Source organism: Streptomonospora alba (assembly GCF_000826685.1).
In the GTDB taxonomy this organism is placed as follows: Bacteria; Actinomycetota; Actinomycetes; order Streptosporangiales; family Streptosporangiaceae; genus Streptomonospora; species Streptomonospora alba.
Genome location: NZ_JROO01000027.1, coordinates 1 through 24,207, shown reverse-complemented (window position 1 = coordinate 24,207; position 24,207 = coordinate 1). Strand labels below are relative to the sequence as shown.

The 24,207-nt window shown below is 71.3% G+C and carries 23 protein-coding genes; 15 read left to right on the top strand and 8 right to left on the bottom strand.

Going from position 1 to position 24,207, the window contains the following annotated elements; translation table 11 throughout:
* Positions 1–364: 364 nt before the first annotated feature.
* The 3 genes from LP52_RS13730 to LP52_RS13720 all read right to left on the bottom strand — a co-directional run bounded on the left by LP52_RS13730 (position 365) and on the right by LP52_RS13720 (position 3,846).
* Positions 365–1,690 carry a pectate lyase family protein gene (locus LP52_RS13730; RefSeq protein WP_040273869.1) on the bottom strand — a complete coding sequence of 442 codons (1,326 nt, stop codon included), beginning with the start codon at positions 1,688–1,690 and terminating at the stop codon, positions 365–367.
* 372 nt (positions 1,691–2,062) lie between these two features.
* Positions 2,063–2,842 carry an ABC transporter permease gene (locus tag LP52_RS13725; protein ID WP_052809817.1) on the bottom strand — a complete coding sequence of 260 codons (780 nt, stop codon included), beginning with the start codon at positions 2,840–2,842 and terminating at the stop codon, positions 2,063–2,065.
* Positions 2,839–3,846, bottom strand: a complete 1,008-nt coding sequence (locus LP52_RS13720; RefSeq protein ID WP_040274026.1) for an ABC transporter ATP-binding protein — start codon at positions 3,844–3,846, stop codon at positions 2,839–2,841. The genes LP52_RS13725 and LP52_RS13720 overlap by 4 nt, the downstream gene beginning before the upstream one ends.
* A gap of 74 nt (positions 3,847–3,920) precedes the next feature.
* Between LP52_RS13720 and LP52_RS13715 the strand changes: the two genes are divergently transcribed.
* Complete coding sequence (locus LP52_RS13715) at positions 3,921–4,880, top strand: helix-turn-helix transcriptional regulator (RefSeq protein WP_040273868.1); 960 nt, start codon at positions 3,921–3,923, stop codon at positions 4,878–4,880.
* A gap of 280 nt (positions 4,881–5,160) precedes the next feature.
* The gene (gene gdhA, locus LP52_RS13710; protein WP_052809816.1) at positions 5,161–6,525 is read left to right on the top strand and encodes an NADP-specific glutamate dehydrogenase; all 1,365 of its coding nucleotides are present in this window, start codon (positions 5,161–5,163) and stop codon (positions 6,523–6,525) included.
* A gap of 87 nt (positions 6,526–6,612) precedes the next feature.
* On the opposite strand, the gene LP52_RS13705 is transcribed toward gdhA, so the two are convergent.
* Positions 6,613–7,236 (bottom strand): TetR/AcrR family transcriptional regulator, encoded by a 624-nt coding sequence (locus tag LP52_RS13705; protein ID WP_052809815.1) that lies wholly within the window; start codon positions 7,234–7,236, stop codon positions 6,613–6,615.
* Positions 7,237–7,326: 90 nt separating this feature from the next.
* On the opposite strand from LP52_RS13705, the gene LP52_RS13700 reads away from it, so the two are divergent.
* Positions 7,327–8,502, top strand: coding sequence for a cytochrome P450 (locus LP52_RS13700; RefSeq protein ID WP_052809814.1), 1,176 nt, complete (start codon positions 7,327–7,329; stop codon positions 8,500–8,502).
* 21 nt (positions 8,503–8,523) lie between these two features.
* Here LP52_RS13700 and LP52_RS13695 read toward each other — a convergent pair whose 3' ends face one another.
* On the bottom strand, positions 8,524–9,363 hold the full coding sequence (locus tag LP52_RS13695; protein ID WP_040273866.1) for an SAM-dependent methyltransferase: 840 nt from the start codon (positions 9,361–9,363) through the stop codon (positions 8,524–8,526).
* A gap of 373 nt (positions 9,364–9,736) precedes the next feature.
* On the opposite strand from LP52_RS13695, the gene LP52_RS13690 reads away from it, so the two are divergent.
* The gene (locus LP52_RS13690; RefSeq protein WP_040273864.1) at positions 9,737–10,210 is read left to right on the top strand and encodes a carboxymuconolactone decarboxylase family protein; all 474 of its coding nucleotides are present in this window, start codon (positions 9,737–9,739) and stop codon (positions 10,208–10,210) included.
* Between the two features lie 101 nt (positions 10,211–10,311).
* The gene (locus tag LP52_RS13685; protein WP_040273863.1) at positions 10,312–11,235 is read left to right on the top strand and encodes an RNA polymerase sigma-70 factor; all 924 of its coding nucleotides are present in this window, start codon (positions 10,312–10,314) and stop codon (positions 11,233–11,235) included.
* A gap of 94 nt (positions 11,236–11,329) precedes the next feature.
* Here the strand turns inward: LP52_RS13685 and LP52_RS13680 are convergent, their stop codons facing one another.
* Positions 11,330–12,118: an NAD(P)-dependent oxidoreductase gene (locus LP52_RS13680; RefSeq protein ID WP_040273861.1), complete on the bottom strand. Its 789-nt coding sequence runs from the start codon at positions 12,116–12,118 to the stop codon at positions 11,330–11,332.
* Positions 12,119–12,235: 117 nt separating this feature from the next.
* On the opposite strand from LP52_RS13680, the gene LP52_RS13675 reads away from it, so the two are divergent.
* The 8 genes from LP52_RS13675 to LP52_RS13640 all read left to right on the top strand — a co-directional run bounded on the left by LP52_RS13675 (position 12,236) and on the right by LP52_RS13640 (position 18,852).
* Complete coding sequence (locus LP52_RS13675) at positions 12,236–12,934, top strand: GntR family transcriptional regulator (RefSeq protein ID WP_084723172.1); 699 nt, start codon at positions 12,236–12,238, stop codon at positions 12,932–12,934.
* Between the two features lie 193 nt (positions 12,935–13,127).
* Entirely contained in the window at positions 13,128–14,099 is a 972-nt protein-coding gene (locus LP52_RS13670) for a DUF6282 family protein (RefSeq protein WP_052809813.1), read from the top strand.
* The gene (locus LP52_RS13665) at positions 14,096–14,812 is read left to right on the top strand and encodes a PIG-L deacetylase family protein (protein WP_040273860.1); all 717 of its coding nucleotides are present in this window, start codon (positions 14,096–14,098) and stop codon (positions 14,810–14,812) included. The genes LP52_RS13670 and LP52_RS13665 overlap by 4 nt, the downstream gene beginning before the upstream one ends.
* Complete coding sequence (locus LP52_RS13660) at positions 14,809–15,459, top strand: 4-carboxy-4-hydroxy-2-oxoadipate aldolase/oxaloacetate decarboxylase (protein ID WP_084723171.1); 651 nt, start codon at positions 14,809–14,811, stop codon at positions 15,457–15,459. Before LP52_RS13665 ends, LP52_RS13660 begins: the two co-directional genes overlap by 4 nt.
* A complete protein-coding gene (locus LP52_RS13655; RefSeq protein ID WP_040273857.1) occupies positions 15,456–16,220 on the top strand; it encodes an ABC transporter ATP-binding protein in 765 nt (254 codons plus the stop codon). The genes LP52_RS13660 and LP52_RS13655 overlap by 4 nt, the downstream gene beginning before the upstream one ends.
* Positions 16,217–17,068, top strand: a complete 852-nt coding sequence (locus tag LP52_RS13650; protein ID WP_202966110.1) for an ABC transporter permease — start codon at positions 16,217–16,219, stop codon at positions 17,066–17,068. Before LP52_RS13655 ends, LP52_RS13650 begins: the two co-directional genes overlap by 4 nt.
* Complete coding sequence (locus tag LP52_RS13645; protein WP_052809812.1) at positions 17,065–18,102, top strand: ABC transporter substrate-binding protein; 1,038 nt, start codon at positions 17,065–17,067, stop codon at positions 18,100–18,102. Before LP52_RS13650 ends, LP52_RS13645 begins: the two co-directional genes overlap by 4 nt.
* Before the next feature lie 264 nt (positions 18,103–18,366).
* A complete protein-coding gene (locus LP52_RS13640; protein ID WP_157036325.1) occupies positions 18,367–18,852 on the top strand; it encodes a hypothetical protein in 486 nt (161 codons plus the stop codon).
* A 130-nt stretch (positions 18,853–18,982) separates the two neighbouring features.
* Here LP52_RS13640 and LP52_RS13635 read toward each other — a convergent pair whose 3' ends face one another.
* Positions 18,983–19,777, bottom strand: coding sequence for a FadR/GntR family transcriptional regulator (locus LP52_RS13635; RefSeq protein ID WP_040273854.1), 795 nt, complete (start codon positions 19,775–19,777; stop codon positions 18,983–18,985).
* Between the two features lie 364 nt (positions 19,778–20,141).
* Here LP52_RS13635 and LP52_RS13630 point away from each other — a divergent pair, with 364 nt between their 5' ends.
* Together LP52_RS13630 and nhaC are read left to right on the top strand one after the other, a co-directional pair.
* Positions 20,142–21,308, top strand: a complete 1,167-nt coding sequence (locus tag LP52_RS13630) for a trans-sulfuration enzyme family protein (RefSeq protein WP_238580915.1) — start codon at positions 20,142–20,144, stop codon at positions 21,306–21,308.
* A 34-nt stretch (positions 21,309–21,342) separates the two neighbouring features.
* Entirely contained in the window at positions 21,343–22,797 is a 1,455-nt protein-coding gene (gene nhaC, locus LP52_RS13625; RefSeq protein ID WP_040273852.1) for a Na+/H+ antiporter NhaC, read from the top strand.
* A 305-nt stretch (positions 22,798–23,102) separates the two neighbouring features.
* On the opposite strand, the gene LP52_RS13620 is transcribed toward nhaC, so the two are convergent.
* On the bottom strand, positions 23,103–24,080 hold the full coding sequence (locus tag LP52_RS13620) for an amidohydrolase family protein (RefSeq protein WP_084723170.1): 978 nt from the start codon (positions 24,078–24,080) through the stop codon (positions 23,103–23,105).
* Positions 24,081–24,207 lie beyond the last annotated feature (127 nt).

Here is a 24,207-nt window from a genome sequence, read left to right as displayed (position 1 = left end):
GCGGGCTCGGGCGGTGTGCGGCCGCTGGGAGGCGGCGACCGCGGACGTATTCTATTTACGTTAAGTGTTCCCCGGCCAGCGGAAGCGATTTTTTCCGCGGTTGGCCGGGGTCGGCCATTCCCCGTCGGTGATAGGTGGCGGAGAACGGGAACAGGCAATGCCCGGCCCATTCGGTCGGGGGGACTGCGCAATTCCGCGAAACGGTCTTGGTTCCCCCGGTCACCGGATGCGGAACCGTCCGTCCGCGCTCATTCCCGCGCCCTCGACCGGGATGCGCGCGCCGCCGCCCCGCTCGCCGGTGAAGGGAGCGGGGCGGCAGGGGGGGCGTGTGGAGCGGCGCCCGGGGCGGGTCCCGGGTGCGGGTTTACCGTGCGTTGCCGGCGCCGGCCTTGGCCTTCACCAGGCCTGGAACCGCCTTGGCGGGATGGACGACGCCGTGCAGGGGCGGCGTCCAGCTGGTGTCCGGCTCCAGCGTGTTGTCGGGGTTGGCGGTGTTGTAGGCGTCCAGGAGATCGACGCGCTCACCGTTGAACACGCTGCCCTCCTCGTGGATGACCGAGCCGCGCCAGTTCTGGATCACCTCGCCGGCCTCGACGCCCTCCAGTCGGAAGTTGTTGTTCTGGGCGTAGATGTGGGACTCCACGCCCGCGCCCAGCGAGTAGTCGTAGTCGTAGGGCGAGTCGGCGGAGTGGGTGTAGAGGTTGTTGTAGACGTGCACGTCGCCGTAGCGCACGCGCGGGGCGCGCTGGGTGATGTTGTTGAACCGGTTGTGGTGGACGGTGACGCGCAGCTTGTCCCACTCGTCGTAGCGCTCGCTGTCGGTGTTGCCGAACAGCATGGTCTTGTCGTGGGCGTCGATGCTGTTCCAGGAGATGGTCACCATGTCGCTGGCGCGCACCACGTCGAGCAGGCCGTCGTGGTGCTCTACGCGCGCGCCGTGGACGACGGGGAAGTCCCGGTCGTAGGTGCCGCCGTCGGAGAGCGTGAGGTGGTCGAGCCACACGTGCTCGGTGCGGGAGACCTCGATGTTGTCGTACTGGGCGTCCCAGGCCTCGCCGTCCCAGCTGGGAAAGCAGTCGAAGGCGTCGTGGACGCCCAGATTGCGCATGATGACGTTCTCGACGCTCTCCAGCAGCACGAAGCCGTCGCTGATCGAGGCGTCGCCCACGCCGACGATGGTGGTGTCGGAGCCCGGCCGCAGCATCACGTGGGAGCGGTGGGCGTCGTAGGAGCGCTCGCGAGCCTCCTCCAGGGGGCCCGAAGCCTCGCCCTCCCAGCCGGTGTCGGGATCGTAGGTATCGACGTAGTCCTGCCAGGTGTAGGCGGGGTCGTTGAAGTCCTCGCACGAGAGTGCGGCGCCGTCGGCGCCGGTCATGGCGCTGATGTCGCCCTCGACGTAGACGATCTTGGGCTGGTCGCCCTGGACGGCCTGCTGCAGCCCGGCCCAGGTGTCGACTCTGAAGACGTTCTCGGCCTCGGCGTCGGCCCCGCCGGTGGTCCCGCCCTCGGCGGCGCCCCAGCCGTCATGGGGTCCCAGCACCTCGCGTCCGAGGTCGCGGCCGTGGTTCCCGTGGCCGGAATGGCCGCGGTCGGGGCCGGGCCCGTCCGAGGGGTGGGCGGCGGCGGGTAGTGCGGTGGCCACCAGAGCCGCACCTGCGGCGGTGGCGATGAGACCGGCTGCTCTGTTCACTCGGGTTCCCTCCGGCGACGGGTGGACGGTCAGCTCCCCCAAGTCCGGTAAGCGATTTCCAAGTGATTAGAGAAGTTTGTACGTATTTACGGAGTCGATTGGGGGATGACAATGGGAAATCGCTTACCGAGCTACCTTGAACCGTCACCCCAGCGTCGTCAAGGGGACCTCGACCCCGCGCTCCCACGTTCGCTGCTACCGCACCGACCGACGCCGGCCCCGGCCGCTCGGCGTTTTCGCCGGCCGCGGCGGGCGTCCGGTCTCGCGCCGACAGGACCGGCGGGCGCCCACCCCTGCCGCCCGTCGCTGGGACGGGTCCGCTCGGGCGCGCTTCCGGCGCCGGGCGGGCCCGTCCCGCGATCGCCGTGCTCCTCACTCCTTGCGCATCGCGCGGATGCCGACGTACAGGCCCACGGCCGCCACCGCGACCGCGGCGAGGGCGCCTCTGGCCGCCGCCCCCGAGGCGAGGTCGCCGGCGAAAAGGGCGCGCTCGGCGTCGACGACGTGCGTCAACGGGTTGATCTGCGACAGCACGCGCAGCCACTGCGGGCCCTCGCTGACCGGCAACAGCGCCCCGCCGAGCAGCAGCAGCGGGAAGAGCAGCGTCTGCTGGACGGTCCAGAACAGCCAGTCGCGGTCCTTGGAGGCGAGCGCGAGCGCGTAGGAGAGCGATCCCAGGCCCACCGCCAGCACGGCCAGCAGGAGAAGCCCCGCGGTCGCGCCGAGCACCGAGGCACGGAACCCGAACGGGATCGTCGCCGCGGTGATGATCAGTGCCTGCGCGACAGCGGGAACGATCTCCTTCAACGCGCGCCCCGCCAGCAGCGACGACCGCCGCAAGGGTGTGACCATCAGGCGTTCGTGAGCGCCCGTCTGCATCTCGAACAGCAGGTTCGACCCTGTCATCCCGGTCGCGAACAGGCAGGACATCACGATGACGCCGGGGACGAACCACTGCAGCGCGGCGGCGTCGCCCAGGGTGCCGGGGAGCAGTGGGGCGAACAGCGCGAGGAAGAACAGCGGCTGGACCATGCTGAACACGATCGAGACCGGATCGCGCAGCACCGGGCGCAACTCCCGGACGAACACGGTGACGGTGTCGGTCAGCGCGTTGGGGACCGCTGCGTTCGCGGGGGTGTGCGTCGTCGTCATGCGGCCGACTCCTTCTCCTCGTCCTCGGCGCCGTCGTCGGCGGCCGCGCGGTCGCCGGACTCCTCGCGCAGGCTCCGTCCGGTCAGGTTCAAAAACACGTCGTCCAGCGTCGGACGGCTCACCTCCACCTCCGCCGCCGCGGCCCCGTGCGCTGCAAACTCGCCGAGCAGGCGCGGCGCGATGCGGGCGCCGCCGGCGACCCGCACGTCGACCCGGTTCGCGGACCGCTCGACCGCCGCGCCTTCGACTCCGCCCGCTCGGGCGGCAGCGGTCCGGGCCGCGCGCTCGTCGTCGAAGGCCAGCGCGATGCGGTCGCCGGCGTGTGCGGCCTTGAGCCTGGCCGGGGTGTCGTCGGCGATGACTCGGCCGTGGTCGACGATCACGACCCGCTCGGCCAACCGGTCGGCTTCGTCGAGGTAGTGCGTGGTGAACACGACGGTGGTGCCGTGGTCGGCGCGCAGCCGACGTACGTGCTCCACCAGGCGCGCCCGGTTCTGCGGGTCCAATCCGGTGGAGGGCTCGTCGAGGAACAGCAGTTGCGGGGCGTGCACCAGGCCCAGGGCGACGTCGAGTCTGCGGCGCTGGCCGCCCGACAGCGACGACACGACCCGGTCGGCCACGCCCTGCAGCTCCAGCGAGGCGATCAGCTCGGCGGCACGCGCCCGTGCCGCGGCGGTCGTCAGCCCGTAGGCGCGGCCCTGACTGATCAGCTCGTCGCGGCCGCGGTGGCCCAACCCGGCCCCGTTGCCCTGGCCGACGCAGCCGATGCGCAGGCGCACGTCGCGCGGTCGGCGCAGCACGTCGTGGCCCGCCACGTACGCTGTCCCGGAGGTGGGCGCCAGCAGTGTCGTCAGCATCCGGATCGTGGTGCTCTTGCCCGCCCCGTTGGGGCCCAGCAGGGCGACGAGTTCGCCGGTCGCCACGTCCAGGTTCAGCGGATGCACGGCCTCGACCGTCTGCTTCGCAGCGGTGAATCGCTTGGCCAAGCCGCGTGCTTCGATCATCTTCGTCTCCATGGCGCCGAACCTAGAAGCGATTCAGGTCGGTTTCCGTCCGCGATGTGCGAGAACCTCGATTCATGGCAAACACCAGTGAGCGGACGCTGCGCCTGCTGTCGCTGCTGCAGACGAGCCGGTTCTGGCCGGGCACCGAGCTGGCGGAGCGACTGGGGGTGAGCGAGCGGACGCTGCGGCGCGACGTGGACCGCCTGCGCGAGCTGGGCTACCGGGTGGACGCGGTGCCGGGCGTGGGCGGCGGTTACCAGCTGCGTGCCGGCCGCGCCATGCCGCCGTTGCTGCTCACCGACGAAGAGGCGGTCGCCATCGCCGTGGGGCTGCGCACCGCCGCGGCAGGCAGCGCGGCGGGCTTCGCCGAGGCGGCGGTGCAGGCGCTGGCCAAGGTGGTCGACATGATGCCCGCGGGGGTGCGGCGGCGCATCGACGCGCTGCGGGTCTCCGCGGTCACGCCCGCACCGGGCGGCCCGCGCACCGACCCCATGGCCCTGCTGGCGGTCGCGCGGGCCTGCCGCGACACCGAGCGGCTGCGGTTCGGCTACACGGCCTCGGACGGCCGGTGCACGGAGCGGCTCGTCGAACCGCACCGCCTGGTGCAGCTCCACCAGCGCTGGTATCTGCCGGCCTGGGACACCGAGCGCCGCGACTGGCGGACCTTCCGCGTCGACCGGATGAGCGGCCCCGAGCCGACGGGGACCCGGTTCGGCCCGCGCGCGCTGCCGGGCGGTGACGCGGAGGCCTTCGTCCGCGCCCGCTTGGCCGTGGTCCCCACGCGGTACCGGATCGTGGCCCGCGTGCACGCACCGGTCGGCGAGGTGGAGCCGGTGGTGGATCGCTGGGGGGCCGTCGAAGACGCCGGAGGCGGCTGGTGCCGTGTCGTCGTCCACGCCGACGACTTGGACTGGCCGGCTCTGGTGCTGCTGGGGACCGGCGCCGAGTTCGAGGCCGTCGAACCGCAGGAGTTCCGCGACCGCCTGCGCACGGTGGCCGGGAGGTTCCTGCGCGCCGCCGACGACGGCGGCTGAGGCGCCGGGGAACGGCGGCCGCGGGAATCGAAGACGTAGCGGCAGGGGGCGGGCGGGTTGGCGGTTGCGGGGGCGGTCCGTGTTCGCCAACCTCCGGAATCGGGACAGCGGGTGCGGAGTGGCGCCGCCGACGGGCGTGCGCGCGGCCGCGTGCCGGAGGCGGTGCACGCTCGGCGGGTGCCCGGCGAGTATCGGTGATTCCTCGGGGCACTAGGGTCGCAGGGGGCGGCGTTCACGCCGTCCATAGGCGTGTGCCGTACAAGGAGGCAGGGAGACGGATATGACGACGGGAGCGTCGGACGGCGACAGCCTGCGGTTGACCGCGAAGGTGTTCTCCGACATCGAACGCCGTGACTACGACCAGGCGGAGTTCCGCCAGGCCGTGCACGAAGTGCTGGAGTCGCTCGAACCGGCGCTGGAGCGGCATAGCGAGTACCTGGACAGCCGGGTCCTGGAGCGGCTGTGCGAGCCCGAGCGGCAGATCATCTTCCGCGTGCCCTGGACCGACGACAGCGGCGACATCCAGGTCAACCGCGGTTTCCGGGTGGAGTTCAACTCCGCCCTGGGCCCCTACAAGGGCGGCCTGCGGTTCCACCCCTCGGTGGACCTGGGCATCATCAAGTTCCTCGGTTTCGAGCAGACGCTGAAGAACGCGCTGACGGGCCTGCCCATCGGCGGCGGCAAGGGCGGGTCCGACTTCGACCCCAAGGGCCGGTCCGACGCCGAAGTGATGCGCTTCTGCCAGTCGTTCATGACCGAGCTGCACCGCCACATCGGCGAGTACACCGACGTGCCCGCGGGTGACATCGGGGTCGGTCGCCGCGAGATCGGCTACCTGTTCGGCCAGTACAAGCGGATCACCAACCGCTACGAGTCCGGCGTGCTCACCGGCAAGGGCCTGAACTGGGGCGGCTCGCAGGTGCGCACCGAGGCCACCGGATACGGCACCGTCTACTTCGTCAACGAGATGCTCAACGAGGGCGGCAACGGGTTCGACGGTCGGCGCGTGGTGGTCTCCGGATCCGGCAACGTGGCCATCTACGCCGCGCAGAAGGCCGCCGAGCTGGGCGGAACCGTCGTCTCGATGTCCGACTCCGGCGGCTACATCGTCGACGAAGCCGGCATCGACGTCGACGTCATCCGCGAGATCAAGGAGGCGCGCTCGGGTCGCATAAAGGAGTACGCCGACCGCGTCGGGCGCGCCAAGCACGTGGACGGCGGCTCGATCTGGGACGTGCCCTGCGACATCGCGCTCCCGTGCGCCACGCAGAACGAACTGGACCGCCGCTCGGCCGAGACGCTGGTCGGCAACGGCGTGGTCGCGGTGGGCGAGGGCGCGAACATGCCGACCACGCCGGCGGCCCTCAAGGTGTTCAGCGACGCCGGCGTCGCGTTCGGCCCGGGCAAGGCGGCCAACGCGGGCGGTGTGGCGACCTCGGGCCTGGAGATGCAGCAGAACGCCTCGCGCGACTCCTGGCACTTCGACTACACCGACCGGCGGCTGGCGGAGATCATGGCCGACATCCACACCATGTGCCGCGAGACCGCCGAGAGCTACGGCGCGCCCGGCAACTACGTGCTGGGTGCCAACATCGCGGGATTCATCAAGGTCGCCGACTCCATGCGCGACCTCGGCGTCATCTGACGCCTCGCGCTCCGGCGCCGCAGGCGCCGACGCCCTTTCGGCCCGGGTCCGCCTCCGAAGCGGCCCGGGCCGAGGTGTGTGCCGCGGCTATTCCAAGGGCCGGCTGCCCGCCGCGGCGATGACGCCGTGGATCGACGCCCGGATGCGGTCGGCGGCCGTGTCGGGGTCGGGACCGCCCGTGTCCAGCCACGCGATGACCGCCTCGATCGCCAGGGTCGGGATCAACCGTGCCGCCCATTCGGTCCACGGGCCTTCGGGCAGCTGCGCGGCCAGGTTCCTGCGCGTGGTGTCGACGGAGGCGGCGGCGATGGCGTCGGTGAGGTCGCGGAACTCCGGCTCGCGTGCCGCGTGGTGGAACAGCAGCCGGAAGCCGTCGGGGTCGGCGGCGGCCGCGCGCAGCAGGGCCGGGATCGCCTCGTCGCCGAAGTCGTCCACGCCCACCCGCTCGGCCAGCCGCTCGCAGGCGCGGTCCAGCACCGCCCGGTACAGAGCCGCTTTGGAGTCGAAGTGGCGGTAGAGCAGCACGCGGGTGACGCCCGCTTCGGCGGCGATGTCGTCCAGGCCGGTGGCGGCGAACCCGCTGCGGGCGAAGGCCCGGGTCGCCGCGTCCAGTATCTGCGCGCGCCGCTGGGCACGGCCCAGTCGGCGCACCGGCCGCTCAGGCGCGGGGTCCGCGGATGCGGAGTCGTCATCGCTGCGGAGTGCCGCCACGATCCCCTCCTCTTTGTTGACTTACAAGTATACATGTGCTCTTGTTTAATTCAGAGTATACAAATCGCTGTTAACACCAAGGAGGGCGCCATGCCCCCGATCGCACGACTGCCGTTCGGCAGACCCCACCCGCTGAGCGCTCCGCCCGTCCGGCGCGAGCTTCAGGAAAGCGGCCCGGTCCACCCGGTGCGCACAGCCGTCGGGGACGACGCATGGCTGGTCACCGACCACGCGCTGGTGCGCAGCCTGCTGGACGACGACCGGCTCGGCCGCGCCCACCGCGCCCCCGAACTGGCCGCCCGCACCGGCGAATCGGCGCTCTTCGGCGGCCCGCACGGCGATTTCGACACCGAACACACCGACCACGCGCGCATGCGCGCACTGCTGCAGCCGCACTTCACGCCCAAGCGCATGCGCGCCCTGCGGCCTCGGGTGAAGGAGCTCACCGCCGAGCTGCTCGACGACCTCGCCCGGCAGGGCCCGCCCGCCGACCTGCACCCGGCTCTCGCCCTGCCGCTGCCCATCGAGGTCATCTGCGAGCTGCTCGGCGTCCCCTACGCCGACCGCGACCGCTTCCGCGCCTGGAGCCGGGCCGCCGCCGATGTCACCGACCGCGCCCGCTCCGAGCAGGGGATGGCCGACCTGTTCGGCTACGGCCTGGACCTCGTGGCCCGCAAACGCCGCGACCCCGGCGACGACGTGATCTCCGGGCTGTGCTCCACCGAGGGTGTCGGCGACGAGGAAGCCGCCGTGCTGGCCATGTCCCTGCTCTTCGCGGGGCACGAGACCACGGTCACGGCCATCGGCTGGGGCGCGCTGCACCTGCTGGCCGCTCCCGACCAGTGGCGGCGCCTACACGAGGACCCCGAGCTGGTGGGCGGCGCTGTCGAGGAGATCCTGCGCGCACCGGCCAAGACCACCGGCGGCATTCCCCGCTACGCCCGCACCGACCTCGAGGTCGCCGGCGTACGGGTGCGCGCCGGCGACCTCGTGCTGCTCGACATCGGCGCCGCCAACCACGACCCCGCCGTCTTCGGCGACGCCGAGCGCTTCGACGTCACGCGGCGCCCGGGAGCCCACCTCGCGTTCGGCCACGGTGCCCGGTACTGCATCGGGGCGCCGCTGGCCCGGATCGAACTCGACGCCGTGCTCGGCATGCTCGTCGCGCGCTTTGCGGACATGCGCCTGGCCGTGGGCGCCGACGAGTTGGAAGTCGACGATCGGACCCTGGCCGGCGGCCTGACCGCGCTTCCCGTGACCTGGTAGCGGCCGTTCGCGGCGCGGCGGTCAGGAGAGCCGGCCGACACCCCCGAACAGGTAGACCTCGTTCGGGGCGCCCTCCTCGGACGGCTCGGGCCGCCAAAGGGAGCACGAGACCACACCCGGCTCCAGTAGTTCGGTGCCGTCGAAGAACCGCTCGATCTGCTCTCGGCTGCGGGCGGTGATCGGCGTGCCGCCGCGTTCGTTCATCTCCCGCATGACCTCCAGCATCGGCTCGCCGTGGATCTCGGCCGTGGAGTGGGTCAGGGCGAGGTAGCTGCCCGCCGGCAGGGCGCGCACAAGCCGGGCGACGGCCGCGTAGGCCTCCGCGTCGTTCACGATGTGGTTGACCACGCCCAGCAGCATCAGCCCGATGGGCGCGGCGAAGTCCAGCGTCTCGGCGCTCCTGTCCAGGATGGTGCGGGTGTCGCGCAGGTCGGCCTGGAGGTAGTCGGTCGCGCCCTCGGGAGTGCTGGTCAGCAGTGTTCGGGCGTGCACCGTCACCAGCGGGTCGTTGTCGACGTAGACGACCCGGCTCTCGGGCGCGAGCCGCTGGGCGACCTCGTGGGTGTTGTCGGCGGTGGGCAGGCCGGTGCCCACGTCCAGGAACTGGCGGATCCCCGCCTCGCCGACGAGGTGGCGCAGCACGCGGGCCAGAAACGCCCGTTCGGCGCGTGCGCCGTCGGCGATGTCGGGAAGGCGCGCCAGCACCTCGTCTCCGGCGACACGGTCCGCGGCGTAGTTGTCGTCGCCGCCCAGCCAGTAGTTCCACACCCGCGCGGAGTGCGGTACCGACAGATCGATGGAGGCGGGCGGGGGACGGCCGGGGCCGCCGGGCTCCTCGGGGACGGGGTCGTGGTCACTCATGCGTGCCTCCCTCGACGGTGGTCGTGTGCGTGCGGTCATTGTGCGTGCACACCGTGGCCCTCGTGGCCCTATGTACACGAGTATCGCCCACGCCCTCGGCACGGCCGATCGTGTCGGCGCCGGCGGGCCCGGATCGGGGAGTGTCGAGGTCGGGGACGGCTCGGGGCCGCTGATCGCTCCCTGTGGGAAACCGGCGCTCGTGCCGCGGCGCCGTTCGCGCGCGGACGCCGCATCGGCCGCCGGCGGCCGGAACCCCGTGGGCCGACGTGCGCCGGCATCGGGGAGATGCACCTCACATCCGTCCGTGTCACAGGAGGTCGGGCCGCCTCGTCTCGGTGGTGTAGCCACTGACGACCGCGGAGGAGCACCCATCATGGACGCGCGACTGAACTACTTCGCCGACCCGATCGCCGGCGAGATCCTCACGAGCTTCATGTCGGCGGGCAAGACGCTCAAGGGCTCTTCGCTCCCGGCCGCGACGCAGGAGCTGGTGGCGCTGCGGGTGAGCCAGATCAACGGCTGCGCCGTCTGCATCGACATGCATACCAAGGAAGCCGACGCCGCCGGCGAGACCTCCGTGCGGCTGAACCTGGTCGCGGGGTGGCGGGAGGCCGCGGTCTTCACCGAGGCCGAGCGCGCCGCGCTGGAGCTGGCGGAGGAGGGGACCCGGGTCGCGGACGCGGCCGGCGGGGTCGGCGACGAGGTGTGGGACCACGCCGCCGAGCACTACGACGAGGAGCAGCTCACCGCCCTGGTCATCATGGTCTCCTTCATGAACGCGGTGAACCGGCTGAACATCATCAGCCGTCAGCCGGCCGGCGACTACCGGCCCGGGCAGTTCCACTGAGCGCATCGGCAACGGGCTCGGGGCTTCGCGTCCCCGGGTCCCAAGGCTCCCGGCCGGGAGGGTACGACCGGTCGGGAGGCTGCAACGGAAGGGAATCGGGCGTGAGCAAGATCGAGGAGTTCGAGGAGCTGCGGCCGCTGCTGTTTTCGATCGCCTACCGGATCCTGGGCAGCGTTGGCGAGGCCGAGGACGCGGTGCAGGAGACGTGGCTGCGCTACGACGCCTCGGCGACCCGGCCCGCCTCGGCCAAGGCCTTCCTCTCCACCGCGGTGACGCGGATCTCGATCGATGTGCTGCGTTCCGCGCGGGTGCGGCGGGAGCGGTACGTCGGGCCGTGGTTTCCCGAGCCGCTGCTGAGCGATCCGTACCAGGACCCGGCGAGGTCGGCGGAGCTGGCCGATTCGGTGTCGATGGCGGCGCTTCTGCTGCTGGAGCGGCTGAGCCCGGCGGAGCGCGCGGTTTTTCTGCTTCGGGAGGTGTTCGGCTTCGGGTTCGACGAGATCGGCTCGGCTGTGGGGCGCTCGGAAGCGGCGTGCCGGCAGCTGCTGGTACGGGCGCGGAGGCACATGGAGGCCGGGCGGCCGCGGTTCGCAGCAGACCGCCAGGAGCAGCGGGAACTGGCGACGCGGTTCTTCGACGCGCTGAAGGACGGCGATGTGGGCCGGCTGCGGCATCTGCTGGCCGCCGACGTGCAGCTGGCCGGGGACGGCGGCGGCAAGACCCCCCAGCTGGCCAACGCCGTCATGGGCGCGGAGAACGTGGCCCGGGTGCTGGGCGCGGTCTTCCCCCGGCTTGCCCTGGTCGACGTGGCGTTCGAGCAGCGCGAGGTCAACGCCCAGCCCGGTGCGGTCTTCCGCGACCGTGAGGGCAAGGTCCTGTACACCCTTGTGCTCGATGTGCTCGACGGGCGGATTCAGAACATCCGCACGGTGGCCAACCCCGACAAGCTCGGTCACCTCGGGCCGGTCGCCGACGCATGGGCCGTCGACCGCGAGCTGAAGCAGGCCCGCCGGCGGTCGAACTGACCTCGGCACATGCCGCCGAGCGTACGCCGCGGCTTCCCGCAGGGCCCTCAGCGCCCGCGGTCCTGCGCGCAGCGCATCGTGCGCCCGATGGCGGTCAGGCGCGGTTCTGCAGATTCTGCAGCAGGTCGCGGCTGGCGGCGCTGATCAGCGGGGCCACGCCCAGGTCGGTGAGCATGTCCGAGGCCGCCTGCATCTCGTCGGTGCGGCGGACGGCGTGGAGGCGACTGCCCTCGACCAGGCGCTGCACGGTGCCGGCGTCGGCGCGCGCCAGCTCGTCGGCGATGTTGTCGCGCAGCCAGTCCTCGCAGCCGGCGGCGCGTCCGGCCTCCAGAGCCTCGACGACGGCCGCCGCCAGGCCCTTGAAGAACACGCTGCGCAGCAGCTTGCGCTCGGCGGCCAGTCCCGCGGGTCCATCCATCGCCTCGACGTCGGCGCCCAGCCGGCCCATCAGCTCGGCGTAGCGGGCGGCGCCCGGCCCGGAGGCGAGCATCGGCGTGTGCAGTCCGCGGCCGGGGACGGGGCTCATCAGCGAGACGTCGGCGAAGGCGACGCCGGCCTCGGCGGCGGTCTCACCCAGGCGGCGCTTGAGCTGGGGCGCTGCGGTGTTCAGGTCGGCCCACACAGTGCCGGGGCCGGTGCCGGAAAGGCCCGCCTGAAGCGCGCCGGGGGCCGCCTTGGAGCTGTTGACGCTGAGGACGAGATCGCACCCGGCCGCAGCCGCGGCTTCGCCGGGCAGGTCGGCGACACCCTCGGGAGCGCTCGCTGCCGGATCGTAGCCCTGCACGCGCGCCCCCGCGTCCCGCAGGTCGGCGGCGATCAGCCCGCCCGCCTCTCCCAGGCCCAGCACGGCGATCCGGACACTCGGCGCTTCCTCACCGCTCACGTTCGGCTCCTCATAGTCGTGGGTCGGACGGGTCTAGACTAATGTGGCAACGAAATTGGCGACAATATTGCCGTTGGGCTCGCGGGGGCCGGCGGAGCACTGGGGAAGCGAGGGAAAGTGGCTATCAACCGCGGAGAGTCGGGCTCGCGGAGTACGGCGAAAAGTCAGAGAGGTGCGGGGGGCTCCGTCGCCGCGGCGATCCGTGAAGCCATCACCGACGGCGAGTTCGCGCCCGAGCAGCGACTGGTCGAGGCCGACCTGTCCGCCCGGTTCGGCACCAGCCGCAGCGCGGTGCGCTCCGCGCTGCTGCAGCTCACCGAGGAAGGCCTCGTGGAGCGCGAGCAGAACCGCGGAGCGCGGGTTCGCGCGGTCTCGCTGGAGGAGGCCGTGGAGATCAGCGAGGTGCGCATGATGCTGGAAGGGCTGTGCGCCGCCAAGGCCGCCGAGCGGATCGACGAGGACCAGGTCGCCGAGCTGCGCGAGATCGGTACGCGCATGGAGCGGCTGGTCGGCGAGGGCAACGTCCTGGGCTATTCCGAGGCCAATCAGCAGCTGCACCGACGCATCCGCGAGCTCAGCGGGCAGCAGACCGCGGGCGCTGTACTGGAGCGGTTGCGCGCCCAGAACGTGCGCCACCAGTTCCGGCTGTCCCTGCAGCCCGGCCGGCCCAACACCTCGCTGCCCGAGCACCTCGCGATCATCGCGGCCATCGGCGACCACGACCCCGAGGCGGCCGAACGGGCCATGCGCGCGCACCTGCGCAGTGTCATCGACGCCCTCAAAGAGGCCACCACGGTCAGCAACCTGCGGGTGTAAGCCAGACGTTCCGTACGCCCGGCGCGGTCGGCGCGTCCCGCTGTAGGGGACGCGCGGCCGCGCCTTCGTGTATCCGGCGATGGGTACAGTGGCGCCACGACCAGGGGAGATCCACGCCTCGTGAGCCTTGACACATGTCATCAAAATTGTTAACAATTTCTTCAGGCATTATGTCGACACGATTTGAGGCGGTATGACAGAGCATCCGACGCCCTCGCCCCGGGCGCGGGAACTGGTCGAGGGGGCCTACGACACCCACATCCACGTCGCGCCCGACGTGATGCGGCGGCGGATCGACGACCTCGCCCTGGCTCCCCGCTTCGCAGCGGTCGGCCTGGCCGGGTTCGTGCTGAAGTCGCACTACGTCCCCACCGCCGAACGCGCCGCGGTGGTCAACGCGGCGGTGCCCGAATGCCACGCGGTCGGAGCCATCACGCTCAACGGCTCGGTCGGCGGGCTCAACCCCATCGCCGTCGACATCGCCGGGCGCGGCGGCGCCCAGGTGGTGTGGCTGCCCACCGTCGACAGCTCCAACCAGCGCGCGTGCACCGCCGACATGCCCGAGGGCGCCACGCCCCCGATGTGGGCGCAGCTGCAGGACGAACTGCGCGCCGAGGGCATGGCGGCCGACCCGGTCGAGGCGCTCGACGAGCAGGGCGAGGTCCGCGAGATCACCCGCCAGGTGCTGCGGGTCATCGCCAAGCACGACATGACCCTGGCGACCGGCCACCTCAGCACCGCCGAGATCGAGGTCGTCGCCCGCGCCGCCCTCGACGAGGGTGTGCGCCGCGTCGTGGTCACCCACCCGGAGTTCACCTCCCAGCGCGTGGCCGCCGAGCGGCAGCGGCGTCTGGCCGAGCAGGGTGTCCTGCTGGAGCGCTGCTTCACCACGCCCTACACGGGCAAGGTCGAGTGGCGCACCTGGGTGGACAACATCCGGGCCGCGGGTCCGGAGAGCTCCGTGCTCTCCAGCGACCTCGGCCAGCCGTTCAATCCCCCCGTCGAGGACGGCCTGGCGCTCCTGGCCGACCGGCTCCTCGCCGAGGGCTTCACCGAATCCGAGATCCGCACCATGGCGGTGGCCAACTCCCGCTGGCTGGCCGGTGCCGACAGCGAGCGGGCCGGCGCCGCCACCGCGGCCGCCGCCGAGGAGGGAACCCGATGAGCAACCGCCGCATGATGGTCGTGGGCGCGCACAGCGCCGACTTCGTCTGGCGCGCCGCCGGAGCGGTCGCCTGCCACACCGCTGCGGGCGGCGAGGCAGTCGTGGTCGCGCTGTCCTACGGCGAGCGCGGCGAGTCCGGGAAGCTGTGGGAGGAGCCCGGGCAGACCGAGGAGAACGTCAAGCGCCTCCGCCACGCCGAGGCGGAGAAGGCCGCGGGAGCGGTCGGCGCCCGCTTCGAGGCCCTCGACCTGGGCGACTACCCCCTGGAGGTCGGCAAGGAGGCCATCGACCGCCTCGCCGAGATGATGCGCGACTTCGCGCCGAACGTGGTGCTCACCCACCCCGAGAAGGACCCGTTCAATCCCGACCACCCCGCCGCCCACGCCGCCGTCGCCAAGGCCCGGCTGCTGACCTCGGGCGCCGGTGTGGCCAGCGGATTCCGTACCGCGCCGCCCTCCGAATTCCTCGTCTTCGAGCCGCACCAGCCCGAGCTGTGCGCGTTCGTGCCCACGGTCTACGTCGACATCACCCCCGTCTTCGAGCAGAAGGTCGAAGCCATGTCGGCCATGCAGGCCCAGCAGTACCTGCAGGACTACTACCGCCAGCGCGCCGACCAGCGCGGAAACCACGCGCGCAAGGTCACCGGCGACTCCGGGATCCGCCAGGCCGAGGCCTTCCACCGGCTGCTGCCCAACGTGGTGGGCGCGCTGTGAGCGGGCCGGAGGAGGCCGCTGTGCAGGAGCTGGCCGAGGCGGGTGTGGCCACCGTCTACGAAGCGGCCGGACGCCGCGGCCTGATCGACCTCGACCTGGAACCGCTGCTGCCCGGCACACGGGTGGGCGGCCCGGCCCGCATCGCGCTGTGCGGCCAGGACGACAACCGCGCCGTGCACGAGGCCATGGCCCGTCTGAGACCCGGCGAGGTCCTGGTGCTGACCATGCCCGAGCCCCGCCCGGTGGCGCTGTTCGGCGACCTGCTGGCCACCCAGGCCAAGCGGCGCGGCGCGGCCGGCGTGCTGGTCGACGCCTCCGTGCGCGACGCGGCCGACCTGCGGGAGATGGGGCTGCCGGTGTGGACACGCTGGCGGCGCGTCCGCGGCGCGACCAAGAACGTCCGCGGGTCCGTCGACGCACCGGTGGAACTCGGCGGCACCACCGTGGCGCCGGGCGACGTCGTGCTGCTCGACGACGACGGCGCGGCAGCGGTGCCGGCCGATCGCATCCAGGCCACGGTCGAGGCGGTCCGCGAGCGGATCGCCAAGGAGGACGGCCTGCGGGAGCGCTGGCGCTCGGGAGAACTCAGTTACGACGCCTACGGCCTGCGGGCCGAGGACGAGACGGCAGGCAGAGTGCGAACATGAGCTCGCTACTGGACGTACGAGGACTGACGAAGCAGTTCGTCAAGGACGACACCGGCGTCGTCGCCCTCCGCGACTTCGACCTGCAGGTGGAGAAGGGCAGCTTCGTCACGGTCCTGGGGCGCAGCGGTTGCGGCAAGTCCACCGCCCTCAACCTGCTCTCCGGGCTGATCCAGCCCACGTCGGGCACCGTGGCCTACCGCGGCGAGACCGTGACCGGTCCCCGGACCGAGATCAGCTACCTCACCCAGAGCGACACGCTGATGCCCTGGCGGGACGTGCGCCGCAACATCGAGATGCCCATGGAGATCAGCGGCGTCGGTGCCGAGGAGCGGCGCGGGCGCGCCCTGGAGCTCGTCGAGCGCGTGGGGCTGACCGGCTTCGAGCGGCACTACCCGCGCGAGCTCTCCGGCGGCATGCGGCGCCGGGTCAGCCTGGCCCGGATGCTGGCCGGCAACCCCGAGACGCTCCTGATGGACGAGCCGTTCGGGGCCCTGGACGCCCAGCTGCGCATGGACCTGCAGGCCGAACTGCTGCGGTTGTGGCAGGACAGCGGCCAGACCGTGGTCTTCGTGACCCACGACATCGAGGAGGCCCTGCTGCTCGGCGACCGCATCGTGGTCCTGGGGCTGCGGGGGCGCTGCATCCTCGACCGCGAACTCGACCTGGCCCGCCCGCGCGACCCCGACGAGTTGCGGGTGGACCCGAGCTTCGTCGCGCTGCACCGGGAGATGACCGAAGCGCTGCGCAAGGGGGCGAGATGAGCACCATGACCGAATCCCCGAAGACCGACTCCGACGACCAGTCCGGCGTCGTGGCCCTGCAGCGCTCCTGGTGGGAGCGCAACGGCCGCACAGCATCCGTCTGGGGCGCGCGGGTGCTGCTGCTCGTCGGCGTCGTCGCGGTCTGGCAGCTGGCCGCGGGCACCGTCTTCGACCCCAGCTTCACCAGCCGGCCCAGCGACATCTGGGGCCGCCTCGTCGACTGGAACGCCGACGGCACTCTGTGGCTGCACTCCTGGATCACCCTGCAGGAGATCGTCTACGGCTATGCGCTCGGTTCCGCCGGCGGCGCGTTGTTCGGCTTCGTGCTGGCCACCCTGCCGACCGTCTACCGGGTGATGGACCCCTTCATCATGGCGCTGTACTCGATCCCGAAGGTGGCGCTGGCCCCGCTGTTCATCGTCTGGTTCGGCATCGAGATGGACATGAAGATCCTGCTGGCCGCGGTCACCGTGTTCTTCCTCGTCTTCTTGAACACCGCCGCCGGTGTACGCGAGGTCGACCGCGGCCTGATCGACGCGGTGCGGCTGATGGGCGGCGGGCGGCGCGACATCGCCCTCAAGGTGATGCTGCCCGCATCGATGACCGGGATGCTCACCGGGCTCAAGGTGGCCATTCCCTACGCGCTGATCGGCGCCGTGATCGGCGAGCTGGTGGCCTCCAACCGGGGCCTGGGCTACCTGATCAGCAACTCCGCGGCCACGTTCGACACCGCCGGGGTGTTCGCCACGCTCGTGGTGCTCAGCGTGATCGCCGCGATCCTCAACTTCCTCGTCGGACTTCTCGACCACCGCGTCAGCCGGTGGAAACCAGCGGAGGCCAAAGCATGACAACCACGACCACTGCGCGCCGCGTGCGCGTGACGGCGGCGGGAGCCGTGGCGGCTCTGATGCTCGCCACCAGCGCGTGCGCCGGCAGCTCCTCCGACACCCCCGAGGGGACGCTCAACGTCGGCCAGATCAGCGACTCCGTCGCCTTCTTCCCGCTGTATGTCGCCGAGGAGCGCGGCTACTTCGAGGACGAGGGCGTGCAGCTCGGCGAACGGCCGCGCATGGGAACGGGGGCCAAGCTGGCCGCCGCGCTGCAGTCCGGCAGCATCGACCTGGGCGCCGGCGTGCTGACCGACGCCCTGAACCTCTACGGCAACGACGACTCCGCCGAGCTGACCGCCAGCCTCATCGAGAAGTACTACGTGGACATCATCGTCAGCGAGGACTTCGACGGGCCGGGCGAGGACGCTCCGCTGGAGGAGCGCATCGACGCGCTGGAGGGCAAGAAGATCGGCATCACCGGTCCCGGCAGCGGGACCGAGGCGCTGGTGGCCTACATCTTCCAGCGGAACGGGATGGACCCCGCAACCGACGCCAAGCTGGTGAACCTGGGCGCCGACCCGCCGGCGGCCCTGGGCGCGCTGGAGTCCGGCCAGGTGGACGCGCTGTCGTTCTTCCAGCCGGTCCCTCAGCAGGCCGAGGCCACCGGGGTGGGCACCACCTACATCTCGCCCTCGCGAGGGGACATCCCCGGCTTCGAGAACACCTCCCACGGTGTCGTGTTCACCACCTCCGACGTGCGGGAGCAGAAGTCCGAGGAGGTCGCCGCCTTCCAGAGGGCGATCGAGCGGGCCAACACCGACATCCGCGAGGACCCCGAGGTCGAGGATCTGCTCGCCGACTACATGGAGGGCATCGACGAACAGGCCCGCGCGGACCTGATGCCGATCATGCAGGAGGAGGTGGCGGCCGACATCGGATTCTCCAAGGATTCCGTCGAGACCGCCCTGGAGTTCCACTCCAAGACCGGCCTCGTCGACGACCCGCCCGGCTACAGCGAAATCGTCCCCGAGGACCTGCGATCCCAGAAGTGACGATCCAGCGGTGAGCTCCCCCGGGGCGGCCCCGCAGCCCCGGCCGCGCCCGCCCGCGATGATCCCTCACCGCGGGCGGGCGCTTTCCGTTCGGGCGAACGCAGTGCTGAACGAAGCCTTCCAGGTCCGCCCCGCGGGAGCCGTGCCCAAGCGGCTCTTTCCACGGTGCGGCAGGACCCGGAACGAGGAAGTCCGGGGGACTTCAGGTGGGCGGCGGACGGCTGAGGGGTGGCCCCGGCCGTCGTCGGTGCGTACCTTGAGGTGGTGGTGAAGGCCAAGAGTGACCGGAAGCGGGCACGCAAGCAGTGGCTCCGGGCGCGGGAGCGCAAGGCGGCTCGGCTCGGCATCCTGGCGTTGATCGCTGCGAGCGCGTCCGCCGTCGGGCTCGTGGCCACGCCGGCCCTCGCCTTCCTGCGGTTCGCGGACGGTGCCGCCTGGGCCGCCGCGGCCACCGGGGTGATGCTTCTGCTCGCGGCGACCTTCTTCGGCCTGAGAGCCAGGACCGGACTCCACAGCTTGAGCTTCCTCGGCTGGACCGGTCTGACCTTCGGGGGCGTCGCCGGTGTCGCACTGACGGCCCCCGTGGTCCTGCTACTCGCCGGGCATGGCGAGGCAGCGGCGCTGGTCGGAGGATTCTGCCTGATTCCGGTCCTGCTCGCTGTGGGCTGTGTCGGCGCGGAGTACAGTCACGGAGCCGGTCGCACCGACGACATGACCGTCGCGAATTCGATGTCGCACATCGACTTCTGACCGAGAAGCCGGACGCGGGCGTTCGATCAGCCCGTCGCCGGAACGGAGAGCCGGGCCGGCGGCGCGGAGAGCTGGGGAGGAGGACGCGGCGTCCGTCGGCGAAAGTCGCCAGGGGTGCGGGGGTCCGGTGCTATCCCTGTCCCGCTTCGGGGTCGGGGCGGGTCTGGATTTCGTGCAGGGTGACTTCGAGGTGGTGCTCCATCGCCGCGACGGCGTGGGAGGGATCGCCGGTCAGCACGGCCTCCAGGACCACGTCGTGCTCGTCGGCCGAGGAGGCGGGGTCTTCGGCGGTGGCCAGGAACCGGCGGTGGCTCTGTTCACGGCTCTCAGCCAGCGACTGCTCCAGCGCGTCCAGGATCTGGGTGAGGCTGCGGTTGCCGGAGGCGGCGGCGAGGGCCTGGTGGAAGGCGACGTCGGTGCGCAGCCGTGTGGGTACGTCGAGCGGATCCGCGCGCATGTCGGCGATGGCCTGGCGGGCGCGGGCGATGTGCTCGCGCGTCTGCTCCTCCTCCGGGCCGGCGACGCGTTGAGCGGCGAGCCGGGCGCCGTGCACCTCCAGGGCCTTGCGGATCTCGGTGAACTCCATCAGCGCGCGCCGGTCGCGCAGCACCGAAAGGGCGATGAAGTCCTCCACCGGCAGGGCGTTGGGTGAGGCGATGACCGCCGGCTTGCCCTGGCGGCGGTAGACCAGTCCCTTGGCCTCCAGGGTCTTCATGGCCTCGCGGAGCACGACCCGGCTGACGCCGAAGCGCTCGGCCAGCTCCTTCTCCGGGGGCAGGCTGCCTCCCGGCGTGGCGTCCGGGCCCACGCACAGTTCCTCGATGAAGTCGACGACCTGGGCCGTCAGCGAGTGCGGTCGTGCACGCTGTGGTCCGCTCCGTCCCGCGGGCTCCTGACCGGACGGCTCCACAGGCGCTGCCCCCATCGTGTTCGCCTCGTCCTTCGCTGCATGGATGTGCCGACGCCTTCAGCCTACAGAGACCCACCGTGCGCTTTCGGCGCAGTGGCGCGCTTCCGCGTCGGCCGGCCGGCCCCCTGGGTCCGGTGACGCGCGTCACGGTCCGCGACGCCTCCGGGACGCCGCGCATTGGTTTCACGAACCCGTTGACTGCTTATCAGCTTGTATTACAGGATGATCGGCGGCTCCGCGTCATGCCTGCTCACGGTCAGCACAGGTCGGCAGCAGGCAGCGCGGGGCGAACGTGCGGCGGCCGGGGCGGCGCCGTCACAAGCGGCGGAACCGCCGCCGCACATGCTCGGCCAGACCGGTCCGATACGGGGAGCAGGGTTTGAACAGCACCGACAGGGAGATCTGCATGGGCCCGTGGGACGGGCCCGGGCACGAGGCCGGCGCGGTCGCTCCGCCGGTCTTTCAAACCAGCCTGTTCACCAAGCCCTCCTTCCGGGAGTTCGTTCAGCAGCAGGCCGCCGAGGACACCCACTACGTCTACAGCCGCGGCACCAACCCCACCGTGGCGTTCCTGGAGGAGCGGCTGGCCCTGCTCGAAGGCGGCGAGGCGGCCAAGTGCTTCGGCTCGGGGATGGGCGCGATCAGCGCCGTCCTGGCAGGCCTGCTCAGCAGCGGCGACCACGTGCTGTTCGTCAACGACGTCTACGGCCCCACCCTCGAACTCGCCGAGCGGCTGGGCGCATTCGGCATCGAGCACACGGTCCTGACCGAGGACACCGGCCCCGCCGCCGTCGAGGCCCACATCCGCCACAACACCGCGCTCGTCTACGTCGAGAGTCCCGGGACGATGCGGATGAAGGTCCTCGATCTTCCCGCGATCACCGCCGTCGCCCGGCGCCGCGGCGTCCGCACGGTCATGGACAACACCTGGGCGACCCCGCTCTTCCAGAAGCCGCTCGCCCTGGGAATCGACCTCGTCGTCCATTCCCTGACCAAGTACATCGGCGGACACAGCGACGTCGTCGGGGGAGCCGTGATCGGCCCCGAGTCCCGGATCCGCGAGGTCTTCTACAAGGGCCACCAGCTCTTCGGCTCGGTCATGTCCGCGATGGAGGCGTCGATGGTCCTGCGCGGCCTGCGGACGCTGCCCGTGCGCATGGAGGAGCACCAGCGCAACGCCGAGCGGGTGATCGACTACCTCGCCGCGCGCCCCGAGGTGGCGGCGGTGCACCACCCCTACGCCGAGCACGGGCCGTACGAGGAGATCATCGCCGAGCAGTTCAGCGGGTTCTCCGGGCTGCTCAGCTTCGAACTGCGGGAGGCGTCCTTCGAGCGGGTCGCCCGGTTCGTCGACGGGCTTTCACTGTTCCGGATCGGTGTGAGCTGGGGCGGCTACGAAAGCCTCGTCACCTCGCCTCTGCGTCCGGGCAACGAAGCCGAGCTCCGTGCGAAGGGATTCGCGCCCGGGACGGTCCGCCTGTCCGTCGGGCTCGAAGGCGCCGAACGCCAGATCGAGGACTTGGAAACGGCGTTCACCAAGCTCTAGCAGCCGCCGAATCACCAGTACCGAGAGGAAGCCTATGACCGCCCCCCAGGAGGAAACCCGGCCCCTGCCCCAACCGGGCGTGGCCCTGGCCCTCGTCCCCGTGGCCCTCACCGTGGCGATCTTCGTCGGGGGGATCGGGATCATGAAGTACCCGGCCGAGCTCATGCTGATCTTCGCGGGGGTGGTGCTCGCCGTCTTCGCCGTCTGGCACGGCAGGAGCATGGCGCAGATCCTCACGGACATGGGGGAGAAGATCAAGCGGGCCCTGCCCGCGATCCTGATCCTGCTCAGCATCGGCATGCTCATCGGCACGTGGATGATCGCCGGGACCATCCCCCTGATGGTCTACTACGGCCTGGAGCTCATCGACCCCTCCTACCTCTACGCGCTGGCGTTCGTCGTCACCGCGATCGTGGCGACCTTCACCGGGACCTCCTGGGGCGCGGGAGGCACCATCGGCGTCGCGCTCGTCGGCGTCGCCGCGACGATGGACGTCTCCCTGGCGATCACGGCGGGGGCCGTGGTCTCGGGCGCCTACTTCGGAGACAAGCTCTCGCCGCTGTCCGACACCACGAACATGAGTTCGTTGGCCGCGGGCGCCGACCTCTACGAGCACATCCGGCACATGCTCTACACCGCCGTGCCCTCGTCGCTCCTGGCGATCGTCGTCTTCCTGTTCGCCGGTTCCTCCATCGGCGACGCGTCGGTCGACCTGGACGTGGTCGACAGCACCCTCGCCGAGCTGGGCGGGCTGTTCGATCTGAGTCCGCTGCTGCTCCTGCCGCCCGCGGTCGTGCTGATCGGCTCGATCATGCGCAAGCCGCCGCTCGTCGTGCTGTTCGTGTCGTCGATGTCGGCGCTGGTGCTGGCGGTGCTCGTGCAGGGATTCAGCGTCGCCGACCTGTTCGCCGCGGCCGTCTCCGGTTTCACCGTCGACATGCTGCCCGCCGCCGGCGGCGTCTCCGACACCCTCGGCGAGCTGCTGGAGCGGGGCGGACTGTACTCGATGTACAACTCGGCGTTCTTCGTCTTCTGCGCGTTCTTCTTCGCCGCGGCCCTGGAGAACTCCAACGTGCTGCGGGTCCTGCTCAGCCGGATGATCGAGAAGCTGCGCTCCACCGGCGGGCTGGTCTCGGCCACGCTGCTCTCCGGGTTCGCCATCATCAACGGCACCTCCAACGCACTGGTCACGTTCTTCCTGGTCAACGACCTCTACGGCGACGCCTACAAGAAGCGGGGCCTGCACCCGGTCAACCTTTCTCGCAGCATGGAGGACTCGGTCACCATCACCGAGGTGCTGATGCCCTGGACGGTCTCCGGCGTGTTCTTCGCGGCCACGCTGGGGGTGGGCAACTTCGAATTCCTGCCGTGGGCCGTCTTCAACTGGGGCGGGTTCGTGTTCTCCATGCTTCTGGCCGTCCTGGCGCCGCTGACCGGCGGTTTCGGAATCCGCCGCAGAGAGCCCGAACCCGAGGCCGCGGTGCACTGACAGCCGCCCCGCCTACGGCCGCGCCGCCATCGATGCCGAACGGGGGCGGCGGCGCGGTCGTCGGCGGGCTCGGGCGAGCCGAACGGCCACAGCTCCGCGCCGTCGGGTTCCCCTTCCTGGCACGCTCAGGAGACGGCAAGGACCGCGACCGCACATCCCCCGGACACGACGTTGGCCGCATCGGCCAAAGCCGGCAGAGCGCTCTTCCGCGCCAGCGGCCACACGGGCGTCGGCGGGGCGAGGGGGTTTTCGCGGCCGAAGGGCCGGGTCGTGGGCCGCCGCGCCCGGCGGTGGCACTCCGGCGATCAGACGCCGAAGAGGCGGGCCGCGTTGCCGTACAGGACCGCGCGGAGCCAGTCGTCGTCCTGGCCGAGCGCGTGCAGCGCCTGGAGCTGCACGGGATAGGTGTAGGGGATGTTGGGGAAGTCGGTGCCGAGCAGGACGCTGTCCTGGAGGCCCTTCAGGCGCGGCAGTTCCGCGGTGGGGAACGGCGCCATGCGCTCGGCGAAGCGGGTGAACGCCATCGTGGTGTCCAGGTGCACGCGCTCGTAGCCTTGCGCGAGGTCCATGAACGCGGTGTACTCCGGCATGCCGAAGTGCGCGATCACCGCTGTCAGCCGGGGATGCTGCGCCAGGACCTCGGCGAACGGGCCGGGGCCGGTGAACGGGCCGCTCTGGGGGCCGGAGCCGCAGTGGACCACCACCGGCGTCCCCGAGTCGGCCAGCGCGCCCCAGACGCCGGCGAGCAGGGGATCGCGCGGGTCGTAGGCTCCGACCTGCAGGTGGGCCTTGAAGATGCGCGCGCCTGCGGCGATCTCCTCGGCCACGTACTCGGCGGCCCCCTCCTCCGGGTAGAAGGTCGCGCTGCGCAGGCAGTCGGAGTGGCGGTCGGCGAAGTCCGCGGCCCAGCCGTTGAGCCACTCGGCCATGCCGGGGCGGTGGGGGTAGGCCAGGGCGGTGAAGCGCAGCACTCCGAACGCACGCAGCAGAGCGGCGCGCTCCTCGTCGCTCTGCTGGTAGGTGATCGGCCAAACGCCCTCGCCGAGGGCGTGGAAGTAGGCCCACACCTTGCGCATCACGTTGTGCGGCATGAAGTGGGTGTGGACGTCGATGAGACCCGGCAGTCCGAGCCCTTGCCACACCTCGCGCGCTGCGGCGATCTCCGCGTCGTGCCGCCCGGGGACGGTTCCATCCGCTGTCACGGCGGCCACTCTAGGTCCTGTTATTTGAACGGGTGAGGTCGCGCCAGGGGATGCGGCCGGTCCGGTCCCGGCTCTACGCATCAGCGTTGATCTTGTACCTACGGTCATTGTGAGCGATCACATGTGACCGTAGGTACAAGATCAACGGGGGAAAGCGCCGTCACCTAGGCCAGGCCGGTCTCGCCGACCGCGCGGACCTCGGGCAGGG